Genomic DNA, 12,675 nt, shown 5'->3' with positions numbered 1-12,675 from the left:
TGTCCTCGCTCCGGTCGCGGCCAGTCTATGCCGCCAGGGCCGCGCGGGCGACCCGGAAGCTGCTCTTTCCCGTTGCGGGGGCGGCGCCGGCACGGCAAAAAGGCGCGGATGGCACGGCAACTCGACTACCACACGATCCGCGAGATCTTCACCCGCTTCCACGCGGCCGACCCCGAACCGAAGGGCGAGCTGGAGCACGTCAACGCCTATACCCTTCTGGTGGCCGTGGTGCTGTCGGCGCAGGCCACCGATGCCGGCGTGAACAGGGCCACGCGGGCGCTGTTCAAGGTCGCGGATACGCCGCAGAAGATGCTCGATCTGGGCGAGGAGGGGCTGATCGGCTACATCAGGACCATCGGCCTTTACCGCAACAAGGCGAAGAACGTCATCGGGCTCAGCCGCATCCTGGTGCAGGATTACGGCGGTGAGGTGCCCAATTCCCGCGCCGCCCTGCAGGCGCTGCCGGGGGTGGGGCGCAAGACGGCCAATGTGGTGCTGAACATGTGGTGGCATTTTCCTGCCCAGGCGGTGGATACCCACATCTTCCGCGTCGGCAACCGCACCGGCATCGCGGTTGGCAGGGATGTGAGCGCCGTCGAACGGGCCATCGAGGACAACGTGCCGGTGGATTTCCTGCTGCACGCCCATCACTGGCTGATCCTGCACGGGCGCTATCGCTGCAAGGCGCGCAAGCCGCTCTGCGGGACCTGCCTGATCCGCGATCTGTGCCAATATGAGGAGAAGAACCTGTGAAGAGCTATCAACTGGTCGGCATCGGCAATGCCGTCGTGGATGTCATTTCCCATGCCGATGACGTCTGGCTGGCCGAAAACGGCATCGAAAAGGGCATCATGCAGCTGGTGGACCGCGACCGGGCCGAGGCGCTGTTCTCGGCCATGGCCGACCGGATCCGGGCGCCGGGCGGGTCGGTTGCCAACACCATCGCGGGGGCCGGGGCGCTGGGGTTGAAGACCGCCTTCATCGGCCGGGTCAGCGACGACGAGCTGGGGCGCTTCTACGCCGAGGCGATGAACGGGGACGGGGTGGATTTCGTCAACCCTCCGGTGAACGGAGGCGAGCTGCCCACCTCGCGCTCGATGATCTTCGTCTCGCCCGATGGCGAGCGGTCGATGAACACCTATCTGGGCATCTCGGCCGAGCTGAGCCGCGACGACGTGCCGGCCGAGGTCGCAGGAAGCGCGCAGCTGATGTTCCTCGAAGGCTATCTTTTCGACAAGCCGAAGGGCAAGGCTGCTTTCCTTGAGGCCGCGCGCGACTGCCGCAGGGGCGGCGGCAAGGTGGGGATCGCGATTTCCGATCCCTTCTGCGTCGATCGCCACCGCGCCGATTTCCTCGCGCTGATCGAACACGAGATGGATTTCGTGATCGGCAACGAGGCCGAGATCCAGTCGCTGTTTCAGACCGATCACCTCGACGATGCACTGGTGCTGACGGCGGGGCTGTGCCCGCTGGTGGTGTGCACCCGCTCGGGCGACGGGGTGACGGTGATGGAGGGCACGGTGCGTATCGACGTGCCGGTGGAGAAGGTGGTGCCGGTCGATGCCACCGGGGCGGGCGACCAGTTCGCCGCCGGCTTCCTGTTCGGGATGAGCACCGGGCGCGACCTTGAGACCTGCGCCCGCATCGGTACCATCTGCGCCCGCGAGGTGATCGGTCATGTGGGCCCCCGCCCCGAGGCCGACCTGGCCGCGCTGCTGCGTGCCGAAGGGCTGCTGTGAGATGATCCTGCCGGACGGGCTGCACGATATCCCGCCGGGCAAGGTGGCGGCGGTGGTGACGCATCTGGAGATGCATGCTCCCGCCCCTCTCCGCCCGGTGCCTCCGCCCGAAGGGGCCGATCTGCGCCGCGTGCCGGCGCCCGATCCGGCGTGGTATCGGGATCTCTTCACCCGTGTGGGCGGGCATGACTGGCTGTGGTTTTCGCGCCTGCGGATGAGCGAGGACCGCCTGTCAGAGATCATCACGGATCCGCGGGTGGAGGTGCATGCCCTCTTCCGCGGCGGGCGGGCCGAAGGGCTGATGGAGCTCGATTTCCGCCGCGCGGGCGAGTGCGAGCTGGCCTTTCTGGGGGTAACGGCAGAGCTGATCGGTACCGGTGCCGGGCGGTTCCTGATGAACGCGGCGATTTCGCGGGCCTGGTCGCGTCCGATTTCCCGCCTGCATGTCCATACCTGTACGCTGGACCATCCCGGCGCGCTGGCCTTCTACCGCCGCAGCGGGTTCACGCCCGTCCGCCAGCAGGTCGAGATCGCGGACGACCCCCGGCTTGCGGACGGCTTCCCGCGGGATGCGGCGCCGCATGTCCCGGTTTTCGAACCGTAAGCGCCGCCCGGCCCGGGCGGGGTCAGCCGGGCATCTTTTTCAGGACGAGGAAGGTCATCATCCCCAGCGGCGGCAGTTTCCGCCGCTCTTCCAGGGTCAGGGAGTCTTCCTGAAGGACGGTTTCGATCTCGAAATCCGAATGCCAGCCGATCAGGCTTTCGAGCGGAGCGAAGGCGCGTTCCAGAAGGGCCAAGGGCCCCTTGTCCGAGGCGAAGTGGTTGGTGATGATCACGCGCCCGCCCGGTTTGCAGACGCGGGCGATCTCGGACATGACCTGTTCGGGTTCGGGCACCACCGACAGCACGTGCATGGCCACCACCGCATCGAAGCGGTCGTCGGGAAAGTCCAGCGACCGCGCATCCATCTGCCGCAATTCCCGGACGTTGCGAAGGTTCAGCTCGGCCACCCGTTTGCGGGCCTTGCGCAGCATGTCTTCGCTGTAGTCGATGGCGGTGACGTTGACCTGGGGGGCATAGTGCGGCAGCGCCAGCCCTGTGCCGACCCCGACTTCGAGCACCTCGCGCGCGTGGCGGTTGACAAAGCGCGCGGTGCGCAGCCGGCCCGCATTGGTCACGGCGCCGAACGTCTTGTCATATACTGGGGCCCAGCGAGCATAGCTCGCCTGAATCGCCTTTATGTCCATTCGGTCAATCCGGTTGCGTCGGGTTTGGAGGGGAACGTCGGCGCCATGTCAGCAGCGACCACAGGATCGAGCCGGCGTAGAGCGCGCAGACCACGACCAGCGTTATCCACGCATAGGTCAGGATCGCCGCGCCGAGGAAGGCAAAGCCGACCAGAAGGAACTTCACGTTTTCGCGGGAAATGCGCACGGTCTTGAACGACCATGTGGGGATCCGGCTGATCATCAGCAGCCCCACCAGCACCAGCCAGGCGGCGATCAGCGGATCGGGCAGTATCAGTTGCCCATGCGAGGCAAAGGACAGGTACATGGGCAGAAGTGCCATGAGCGCCCCGGCCGGGGCCGGTACGCCGGTGAAATAGCCCGGGCGCAGATCCGATTTTTCCGACTTTGCAGAGACGTTAAAACGTGCCAGCCGCAGCACGCAGCAGACCGCGAAGACCAGGACCGCGATCCAGCCGGCGCGGCTCATGTCCTGGAGCGCCCAGAAATAGAGCACCAGCGCCGGGCCGGTGCGACGCCGAAATTGAGGAAATCGGCCAGCGAATCCAGCTCGGCACCCATCTTGCTGTTGGAGTGCAGCATCCGCGCCACGCGCCCGTCCAGCCCGTCGAGCACGCCCGCCGCAAGAATGAACAGTACCGCCGCGCCATAGCTGCCGATCACGCCCGCCCGGATGGCGGTCAGGCCCGCGCAGATGGCGGCGATGGTCATCATGTTCGGCAGCAGCTGGAACAGCGCGAATTCGGTGCGGATCTTTTCCGGCGGGTTGGTCATGGCTCAGCCGTTCCCGCCACCGTCGCCGAGCTTGAGTTGCGCCAGCATGGTTTCGCCGGCGATCATCGTCTGACCGACGCTCACCAGCGGCTCCACCCCTTCGGGCAGATAGACATCCAGCCGCGATCCGAACCGGATCAGCCCGAAGCGTTCGCCCGTCTGCATCCACAGCCCCGGCGTGACGAAGCACACGATCCGCCGCGCCACCAGCCCCGCGATCTGCACCACCGCCAGCTCCCGGCCATCCTTCAAGCGGATGCACAGGCTGTTGCGCTCGTTGTCCTTGCTGGCCTTGTCCAGAGAGGCGTTCAGGAACTTGCCTGGGCGGTAGGCGACGGCGGTGATCTCGCCGGTGACGGGGATCCGGTTCACATGGCAGTTGAACACCGACATGAAGATGCTGATGCGGGTAAGCGGCGCGTCCTTCATGCCCAGCTCGGCCGGTGGAATGGCGGGTTCGATCATCGACACGGTGCCGTCGGCGGGGCTGACGATCACGCCTTCGCGCTCGGGCGTCACCCGCTCGGGGTCGCGGAAGAAGTAGTAGCACCACACCGTCAGGCCGACGCCGATCCAGCCCAGCACGTCCGAGATCAGAAACAGCAGCAGCGTGACGGCGGCGAAGATCGCGACGAATTTGCGGCCCTCGGGGTGCATCGGCTTGATGAAGGTTCCGAGCATCGTCATGGTGGTTTCGTCCCCGTGCGGTCGTCGCAGCAGCCGTTTACGCCGCATGCGACCAAATTCCAAGCATTTCCGACATCTTGCCGCCCTGTCGGCGGTTGCCGGCGGATTTCAGCGCGCCTCGAGCCAGGGCGCGAAGGCCTCCAGCACCTTCGCATAGACATCGCGTTTGAAGGCGACGATGTGATCGGGAAGATCCCGCGGGTCAAGCCAGCGCCAGCGGCTGAACTCGGGGTGCTCGGTGGCGATGTTCACCTGCGCGTCGCGCCCGAGATAGCGCATCAGGAACCATTTCTGCTGCTGCCCGCGATAGCGCCCGTTCCAGATCTTCGGCACCAGGTCGGGGGGCAGGTCATAGGCCAGCCAGCCGTCGGTCTCTGCCAGGATCTCGACCAGATCGGGGCTGACGCCGGTTTCCTCCTCCAGCTCGCGCAGCGCGGCCGCGCGGGGATCTTCGCCTTCGTCGATGCCGCCCTGCGGCATCTGCCAGGCGTCCTCGAAGCGGTCGCGGCGCTGGCCGACGAAAACCTTGCCATCGGCATTCACCAGCATCACGCCGACATTGCGGCGGTAGGGCAGGCGGGCGATCTCCTCGGGCGTCATCTGCGGCCTCCTTGCGGACATGGTGCCTGTCTAGCATCGGCGCGGGCAGGCGCAAGGGCGCGCCGTGGGCGCCCATGACGCGGCGTTCGGGGTGACAAGGCGGCCCCGGGGGCGCAATTCTGCGCCCCAGCGAAAGGGGGATCTGCCATGACCGATTATCCGCATCTTCTGGCACCGCTGGATCTGGGCTTCACCACGCTGAAGAACCGCGTCCTCATGGGGTCGATGCATACCGGGCTGGAGGAAACCGGCGACTGGAACCGGGTGGCCGAATTCCATGCCGAGCGCGCCCGCGGCGGGGTCGGGCTGATGGTCACGGGCGGCATCGCGCCCAACCGCGAGGGTGCGGTGTTCCCGGGGGCCTCGGGCATGATGAACGACCGCGACGTGGCCAACCATGCCATCGTGACGCAAAGGGTGCATGAGGCGGGCGGCAAGATCGCCATGCAGATCCTGCATGCGGGCCGCTATGCCTATTCGCCCGACTGCGTGGCCCCCAGCGCAATCAAGTCGCCGATCTCGCCCTTCGTGCCGAAGGAGCTGGACGAAGAGGGCATCGAAAAGCAGATCTCCGACATCGTCAACGCCGCCGCGCTGGCCCGGCAGGCCGGCTATGACGGGGTCGAGATCATGGGTTCGGAGGGCTATTTCATCAACCAGTTCCTCGTCACCCATACCAACAGGCGCTCCGACCGCTGGGGCGGACCTTATGAAAACCGCATGCGGCTGCCGCTGGAGATCATGCGCCGCGTGCGCGCAGCGGTGGGGGAGGAGTTCATCATCATCTACCGGCTGTCGATGATCGACCTCGTGCCCGACGGCTCCACCTTCGACGAGGTGGTGCAGCTGGCGCAGGCCATCGAGAAGGCCGGCGCCACCATCATCAATACCGGCATCGGCTGGCACGAGGCGCGCATTCCCACCATCGCGACCAGCGTGCCGCGGGCGGCATTCGCCTGGGTGACGAAGAAGCTCATGGGCAAGGTGGGCATCCCGGTCGTCACCTCGAACCGGATCAATACTCCGCAGGTGGCCGAGGAGGTGCTGGCCGAGGGCTGCGCCGACATGGTGTCGATGGCCCGCCCGATGCTGGCGGATGCGCATTTCGTGGCCAAGGCGGCCGCCGGCCGGGCCGATCGCATCGCCCCCTGCATTGCCTGCAACCAGGCCTGCCTCGACCATACCTTCAGCGGCAAGCTGACCTCGTGCCTGGTCAATCCGCGCGCCTGCCATGAGACCGAGCTGGTGATCGAAAGGGCGCCCGCGCCGAAGAGCGTGGCCGTGGTCGGTGCCGGGCCGGCGGGGCTGGCGGCGGCGCTGACGGCGGCCGAGCGGGGGCATGCGGTGACGCTTTTCGACCGGGCGCAGGAGATCGGCGGTCAGCTCAACATGGCCGCGCGGGTGCCGGGAAAGGAGGAGTTCCGCGGCCTTCTCGACTGGTATCGCACCATGGTTGCCGATGCGGGCATCACCTTGGAACTGGGGCGGGTGGTGAGCGCGGATGACCTGACCGGCTTTGACGAGGTGGTGATTGCCACCGGCGTCAACCCGCGCGACCCGGCCATTCCGGGGCAGGACCGGCCCAACGTGCTGTCCTATGTGGACGTGCTGCGCGATGGGGCACCCGTCGGCCGGCGGGTGGCGGTGATCGGCGCCGGGGGGATCGGCTTCGATGTGGCCGAGTATCTGGTGAACGAGGGCGCCTCGCCCACGATGAACCTGTCCGAGTGGATGAAGGAGTGGGGCGTGGCCGACCCCGAGGCGCATCGCGCAGGGCTGGCGCCGGAAGGTCCGCGGCCGCATGCGCCCGTGCATGAAGTGACGCTCCTGCAGCGCAAGGCCGAGGCGCTGGGCCGCAGGCTGGGCAAGACCACCGGCTGGATTCACCGCGCCGAGCTGAAGAAGAAGCAGGTGAAGATGATCGGGGGGGTGAACTACGAGCGGATCGACGACGAGGGATTGCATATCTCGTTCGGCGAGGCACACGAGAACCCGACCGTGATCGAGGTCGATACCGTCATCCTGTGCGCCGGACAGGAATCCGAACGCACGCTGGCCGATGCGCTGGAGGCGAAAGGCATTTCCCCCCACGTGATCGGCGGCGCCGACGTGGCGGCCGAGCTTGACGCCAAGCGGGCGATCGACCAGGGAACGCGGCTGGCGGCGCGGTTGTGACCGCCCCGCGGGCCGTGCATGACGGGATCGGCAGCCGCCCGTCCCCCGATTCCGGCCCGCAGACCCGGCTTTCAGTCCCCGAAAGGGTGCGAAAGCCGTTTCCATGCCCTTAACGATCCGCGCTAAAACCCTGATATTATCTCAAGGCCGCCCCGTTCTTGCCCATTTTTGCGGGGATAACGGCGGACGACAGGAAAGCAACCGGGGTTTCGAGCATGGACCGACTGACCGAAATGGAAGCCTTCGCCAACGTCGTGGACCAGGGCGGCTTCACGGACGCGGCCAAGAAAATGGGCATCTCCAAATCCGCCGTGTCCAAGCACGTCTCCAGCCTGGAGGCGCGGCTTGGAGCGCGCCTGCTGAACCGGACCACGCGCCGGGTGTCGCCGACCGAGATCGGACTGGCCTATTACGATCGTGCCCGCCGGGTCCTGAACGACGCCGGAGAGGCCGATGCGCTGGTGACCTCGATGCAGTCGGCGCCTTCGGGATTGCTGCGCATCTCGGTGGCGACCGATTTCGGCGTCAACCACGTCTCGCCCATCCTTGGCGATTTCCTGACCGATTTTCCCGATATCACCGTGAACATGGTGCTCAACAACCGCTATGTGGAGCTGATCTCGGAAGGGTTCGACATGGCGTTGCGAATCGGCGAGCTGGAAGACAGCACGCTGCGCGCCCGGAAGCTGGCGGAAACCAACAAGAGGCTGATCGCCAGCCCGGCCTATCTGCAGAAATTCGGCCGCCCGCAGAAGATCGACGATCTCAATGAACACAAGCTTCTGCACTATTCCAGCCAGTCCAGCGGCAGCGTGTGGAGACTGACCTCGCCCACCGGGGAAAAGCGCCAGGTCCGTACCTCCGGCTGGCTGAGCGTCAATGACGGCCAGTCTCTGCTGAACGCGGCGATTTCCGGTCTCGGGATCGCGTTCCTGCCCAGCTATCTGTATCACGAGGCGATGTCCAAGGGGCAGGTCGAGGATGCGATGCCGAACCTGCCGGTCGAGACGCAGGGAATTTACGCCGTCTATCCGCCGGGTCGGTTCACGCAACCCAAGGTGCGCGCCTTCATCGACTTTCTGGCCCACGCCTTTGCCGACAAGGGCCCCGAGGAGTGGTAGGGCCGGCACTCGCCAATGACTCGTTGCTTCCCTTGGCAACCCGACTTCCCCCGCGTCCGACGCGGGGGTTTTTTCAGTTTCCGGCAGCGGGAGAAAGCACGACGCTGACGACCTGAACATGGCCGGCCGTCCGGCTGGCGCTGACCAGGATCCCCATTGCCTCATTTTCGTCGCGCATGGCCGAGAGGAACCGGAAATCGCGCAGGTTCACATACATGTCCGGGGTCTGGGCAATCTCGATTCCGAACAGGAAATCGGCGCCGCCGCAGTCCTGCGCGGCACATTCGAACAGGATGTCATAGCCACGCGCCCGCAGCGCCGCGCGCAGCGGCGCCAGCAGCCGGGCCGATCCCTCGGGCGGCGGGGTGCGCCATGTCCTGCTCTCGACCCAACCCCGGAAGACCAGGACCGGGACGGTGCCGTCCTCGGCGGCGGCGACGGCCAGGGCGTATTCGCCCGCCTCCGTGCTGCGCGACATCAGCTGGACCGAGCCGGGCGGCAGCGGCAGATCCTCCTGTGCCGCGACAGGCAGCGCGGCAAGCGTGGCACACACTGCAAGCAGGCGGATCATCTGGCCTGGGCGTGGTATTCGTCGTTCGGCCACATGGCGGTGGCACTGGCCACGCGGTTGGTCATGTTGAAGAACCCCGCCACGCTGGCAATGTCCCAGATGTCCCGGTCGGAAAAGCCGGCCTCGCGCAGCGCCTGCCGGTCGGCTTCCTCGATGGCGGCGCTGTCGGTGGTCAGTTTTGCGGCAAATTCCAGCATCGCCCGCTGGCGCGGGTCGAGGTCGGCCACGCGCCAGTTCATCACCAGCATCTCGCCCAGGATCGGGTCGCCCGACAGTTGCCGCACGGCGGCGCCATGGGCGACAAGGCAGTAGAAGCACCTGTTGATCGACGAGACCACCACGGCGATCATCTCGCGCTCGAGCTTGGACAGACCCGAATCGCCCAGCATCAGGTCGTTGTACATCGCCGTGAAGGCGTTGAGCTTGTCTATGTCGAAGGCGTGGGCCTTCAGCACATTGGGCACCATCCCCAGCTTCTCGTCGCAGATGTCGAAGTACTTCCGCGTCGCATCAGGCAGGGGATCGACCATCGGCAGGTTCAGCGCGGTGGGCGGTCGGCGGTCGGTCATGGTTCAGCTCTCCTTGGCGGGTCGGCGATAGTGATATTGTCCCACGATCTTCATGCCCAGCGACGAATACAGCGCATTGGCGCCGGCATTGGCACGGGTGCAGACCACGCTCAGCGTATGCGCGCCGTGATCGGCGGCCCAGAAGGCGGCACCGCGCATCATCCATTTCCCCAGCCCCTGGCGGCGCTGATGGGGCAGGATTTCCAGCGCGTGCAGCATGGCCGTTCCTTCGTGAATGGCGACGAAGGCCACCCCGCCGGGCTTTTCGTTGAACCGCGCCAGAAGGGCGGTTTTCGGGCCGCGGGCCCTGTCCATCACCGCAAGCCGCGCGGGGCCGATGCCGCCTGCAGCCCAGATTTCGCGCATGATGGCCAGCGGCGGCCAGATCGGAAAGATCGTGACCGGGGGCAGGGGGATGCCGGTCAGTTGCGCAACCGGGCAGGCCCAGGCATTGACCGGGTCGAACATTTCGTAACCGCGCGCGGCAAGCCGGGCGTCGAGGTCGTTTTCGCCCTCGCGCAGCATGAAGATCGGCACCTGCCCCAGGGCGCGCATGCCGGCCTCGGCGGCGTCGATGTCGGCCTCTGTCACCGGGCCTTCGGCGGTGGCGGCAGAAACCCGGCTGCCGCCGCCCTGCCCCTCGCGCAGGGTGAAGGGGCCGGCGCTAAGGAACCGGGCCGCGGGCCAGGTGCCGTCGATCAGCGCCCCAAGTGAAATGCCTTCGAAGGGAGCGTTCACGATTGCATCTCTCTTGCCAGGCGCATCATTGCCGCATCCACCCGCGTCCCGTCATGGCCACGGATGACGATATTGGTGCCGAAGGCGCCGTCCTTGTGAAACGGGTAGCTGCCGATGGAGAGCTCGGGGAAATCCCTTGCCAGCCGGGCCAGCGGGGTGGCGACCTCGCCCTCGGGGCGCATGATCTGCAGGCTCTGCGACAGCAACGGCGCGCCGCCGGTCAGCTTCGGCAGCACACTGGCCAGCATGGCCTGAAACACCGCCGGCACCCCGGCCATCACATGCACGTTGCCGATGGTGAAGCCCGGCGCCACCGAGACCGGGTTTTCGATCAGCTCGGCACCGTCGGGGATTCGCGCCATGCGCAGGCGGGCCTCGTTCAGGTCCAGCCCGGTTTCGGCGTAATGGGCCTCGAGCAGCGCGCGGGCGTCGTCGCGCACCCCGATGCCGACACCGAATGCCTCGGCGATGGAGTCGGCGGTGATGTCGTCATGGGTGGGGCCGATGCCGCCGCTGGTGAACACATGGTCCCAGGCCCCCGACAGGGCCCGAACCGCCCCGACGATCGCTTCTGCGTCATCGGGAATCATTCGTACCTCGCGCAGGTCGATGCCGTGGCGGGTCAGCTCTCCGGCCAGGTGGTACATGTTGGAATCGCGGGTCCGGCCGGATAGGATCTCGTCCCCGATCACCAGCATCGCTGCGGTTGGATTGGCCATGTTCCGCCTCCCTTCGGGGCGCGCTTGAACCGCGCCGATTGCAGGTATAGGCCGGGGGCCATGCGCTTTCAAACCCCTCTTGTCCCCGCCCGCCTGATCCGCCGCTACAAGCGCTTCCTTGCCGATTGCCGGCTGGAGGAGGACGGGCGCGAGGTGACGGCGCATTGTGCCAATCCCGGCTCGATGGCCGGGCTTGCCGAACCGGGGGTGAAGGTGTGGCTCGAGCCCAACGACGATCCGCGGCGCAAGCTGAAATTCGCCTGGCGGCTGGTCGATCACGAGAACGGCCATTTCACCGGGATCGATACCTCGGTGCCGAACCGGGTGCTGCGCGAGGCGCTGGAGGCGGGCATCATCGCGCCGCTGGCCGGCTATGACAGCATCCGTGCCGAGGTGAAATACGGCGCCGCCAGCCGGGTCGATTTCCTGCTGCGGGGGCGGGGGGTGCGCGATACCTGGGTCGAGGTCAAGAGCGTGACGCTTTGTCGCCGCCCCGGCCTGGCCGAGTTCCCCGACAGCGTGACCGCGCGCGGCACAAGGCACCTTCGCGAGCTGGCGGCCACGGTCCGGGCCGGCGACCGGGCGGTGATGTTCTATCTGGTGCAGCGCACCGACTGCATGCGTTTCGATCTGGCCCGGGATATCGACCCGGCCTATGCAGAGACCTTCGACGAGGCCGTGGCACAGGGGGTGGAATGCCTGGTCTGGCGGGCCGATCTGTCGCCGCAAGGGGTGGCGCTGGGGCCGCGGATCGATTGCATGCCGGGCGGCGGTCTGGCTCTTTCCGGCGGGGCGTCCTAAATAGCCCCTGTCACGGATCGAAGGAGTGCGTGTTGAAAAAGGAATCGAAAGGCCGCGTGACCCGCGACGGCATCCGCATTCACGAGCCGGCCGAGTTTGCCGGGATGCGCAAGGCCGGCGAACTGGCCGCGCGTATCCTCGACGACATCATCCCGCATGTGCATCCCGGCCAGACCACCGGCGAGATCGACCGCATCATCACCGACATGGTCGAGGCCGCCGGTGCGAAATCCGCGACCATAGGTTACAAGGGCTATCGGCACGCAAGCTGCATTTCGGTCAATCACGTGGTCTGCCACGGCATCCCGGGCGACAAGAAGCTGAAGGATGGCGACATCCTCAATATCGACGTGACCGTGATCGTCGATGGCTGGTTCGGCGATTCCAGCCGCATGTATGTGGCCGGCCGTCTTTCCCGCAAGGCCGAGCGGCTGATCCAGGTCACCCATGACGCCCTGTTCAGGGGGATCGAGATGGTCCGCCCCGGCAACACCTTCGGCGATATCGGCCATGCCATCCAGAGCTATGTCGAGGCCCACCGCATGAGCGTGGTGCGCGATTTCTGCGGCCACGGGCTGGGCCGCGTCTTTCACGCGCCGCCCAATGTCCTGCATTACGGCCGCCCCGGCGCCGGGCCGCGGCTGGAAGAGGGCATGTTCTTCACCATCGAGCCGATGGTCAACCTGGGCCGCCCGGAAACCAAGGTCCTGGCCGATGACTGGACCGCTGTGACCCGCGACAAGTCCCTCTCGGCGCAGTTCGAGCATTCCATCGGGGTCACCGCCGACGGGTTCGAGATCTTCACCCTGTCGCCGGCGGGCAAGTTCCACCCCACATGGGGTTGAAACCCCGCCCCCGCTGCAATCGCGACAAGGCCTTTCGAAAGGCCTTGCACACGCGATTTAGAAATCGCGTGACAAGCGGTTTGCAAACC

At 66.5% G+C, this 12,675-nt stretch carries 14 protein-coding genes and 1 pseudogene; 7 read left to right on the top strand and 8 right to left on the bottom strand.

Translation table 11 applies throughout. From position 1 onward, the window contains the following. The first annotated feature begins 108 nt into the window (after positions 1–108). From nth to ACZ5CM_RS14390, 3 genes are read left to right on the top strand one after another with little or no spacing between them, the layout of a single operon-like run. The gene (nth, locus tag ACZ5CM_RS14400) at positions 109–753 is read left to right on the top strand and encodes an endonuclease III (protein WP_464639608.1); all 645 of its coding nucleotides are present in this window, start codon (positions 109–111) and stop codon (positions 751–753) included. Next, a complete protein-coding gene (locus ACZ5CM_RS14395; RefSeq protein ID WP_464639606.1) occupies positions 750–1,739 on the top strand; it encodes an adenosine kinase in 990 nt (329 codons plus the stop codon). The genes nth and ACZ5CM_RS14395 overlap by 4 nt, the downstream gene beginning before the upstream one ends. Positions 1,740–1,743: 4 nt before the next feature. After that, positions 1,744–2,343: a GNAT family N-acetyltransferase gene (locus ACZ5CM_RS14390; protein WP_464642628.1), complete on the top strand. Its 600-nt coding sequence runs from the start codon at positions 1,744–1,746 to the stop codon at positions 2,341–2,343. A gap of 22 nt (positions 2,344–2,365) precedes the next feature. Here the strand turns inward: ACZ5CM_RS14390 and ACZ5CM_RS14385 are convergent, their stop codons facing one another. From ACZ5CM_RS14385 to ACZ5CM_RS14370, 4 genes and pseudogenes are all read right to left on the bottom strand, one after another. Further along, positions 2,366–2,986, bottom strand: coding sequence for a class I SAM-dependent methyltransferase (locus ACZ5CM_RS14385; RefSeq protein ID WP_464639604.1), 621 nt, complete (start codon positions 2,984–2,986; stop codon positions 2,366–2,368). 4 nt (positions 2,987–2,990) lie between these two features. Next, a pseudogene (pssA, locus tag ACZ5CM_RS14380) lies at positions 2,991–3,760 on the bottom strand (CDP-diacylglycerol--serine O-phosphatidyltransferase). 3 nt (positions 3,761–3,763) lie between these two features. Then, positions 3,764–4,495 (bottom strand): phosphatidylserine decarboxylase, encoded by a 732-nt coding sequence (locus ACZ5CM_RS14375; RefSeq protein WP_464639602.1) that lies wholly within the window; start codon positions 4,493–4,495, stop codon positions 3,764–3,766. A 60-nt stretch (positions 4,496–4,555) separates the two neighbouring features. Beyond that, entirely contained in the window at positions 4,556–5,047 is a 492-nt protein-coding gene (locus ACZ5CM_RS14370; protein WP_464639601.1) for an RNA pyrophosphohydrolase, read from the bottom strand. Positions 5,048–5,194: 147 nt separating this feature from the next. Between ACZ5CM_RS14370 and ACZ5CM_RS14365 the strand changes: the two genes are divergently transcribed. After that, positions 5,195–7,222 carry an FAD-dependent oxidoreductase gene (locus ACZ5CM_RS14365; RefSeq protein ID WP_464639599.1) on the top strand — a complete coding sequence of 676 codons (2,028 nt, stop codon included), beginning with the start codon at positions 5,195–5,197 and terminating at the stop codon, positions 7,220–7,222. Positions 7,223–7,437: 215 nt separating this feature from the next. Then, entirely contained in the window at positions 7,438–8,343 is a 906-nt protein-coding gene (locus ACZ5CM_RS14360; protein WP_464639597.1) for a LysR family transcriptional regulator, read from the top strand. Positions 8,344–8,416: 73 nt separating this feature from the next. Here the strand turns inward: ACZ5CM_RS14360 and ACZ5CM_RS14355 are convergent, their stop codons facing one another. The 4 genes from ACZ5CM_RS14355 to ACZ5CM_RS14340 are packed head-to-tail and all read right to left on the bottom strand — an operon-like array spanning position 8,417 to position 10,940. Further along, positions 8,417–8,914, bottom strand: a complete 498-nt coding sequence (locus ACZ5CM_RS14355) for a hypothetical protein (RefSeq protein WP_464639596.1) — start codon at positions 8,912–8,914, stop codon at positions 8,417–8,419. Then, positions 8,911–9,483 carry a peroxidase-related enzyme gene (locus tag ACZ5CM_RS14350; RefSeq protein ID WP_464639595.1) on the bottom strand — a complete coding sequence of 191 codons (573 nt, stop codon included), beginning with the start codon at positions 9,481–9,483 and terminating at the stop codon, positions 8,911–8,913. The genes ACZ5CM_RS14355 and ACZ5CM_RS14350 overlap by 4 nt, the downstream gene beginning before the upstream one ends. Before the next feature lie 3 nt (positions 9,484–9,486). Then, positions 9,487–10,221, bottom strand: a complete 735-nt coding sequence (locus ACZ5CM_RS14345; RefSeq protein WP_464639593.1) for a GNAT family N-acetyltransferase — start codon at positions 10,219–10,221, stop codon at positions 9,487–9,489. Continuing rightward, positions 10,218–10,940 (bottom strand): competence/damage-inducible protein A, encoded by a 723-nt coding sequence (locus tag ACZ5CM_RS14340; RefSeq protein ID WP_464639591.1) that lies wholly within the window; start codon positions 10,938–10,940, stop codon positions 10,218–10,220. Before ACZ5CM_RS14340 ends, ACZ5CM_RS14345 begins: the two co-directional genes overlap by 4 nt. Before the next feature lie 60 nt (positions 10,941–11,000). Between ACZ5CM_RS14340 and sfsA the strand changes: the two genes are divergently transcribed. Together sfsA and map are read left to right on the top strand one after the other, a co-directional pair. Continuing rightward, positions 11,001–11,741 carry a DNA/RNA nuclease SfsA gene (sfsA, locus tag ACZ5CM_RS14335; protein ID WP_464639590.1) on the top strand — a complete coding sequence of 247 codons (741 nt, stop codon included), beginning with the start codon at positions 11,001–11,003 and terminating at the stop codon, positions 11,739–11,741. Between the two features lie 32 nt (positions 11,742–11,773). Further along, positions 11,774–12,586, top strand: a complete 813-nt coding sequence (gene map / locus ACZ5CM_RS14330; RefSeq protein WP_464639588.1) for a type I methionyl aminopeptidase — start codon at positions 11,774–11,776, stop codon at positions 12,584–12,586. Positions 12,587–12,675: the final 89 nt, after the last annotated feature.

It is taken from the genome of Piezobacter thermophilus (genome assembly GCF_055386745.1).
The sequence above is the reverse complement of the archived record's forward strand: the minus strand, read 5'-3'. Positions and strand labels throughout refer to the sequence as shown.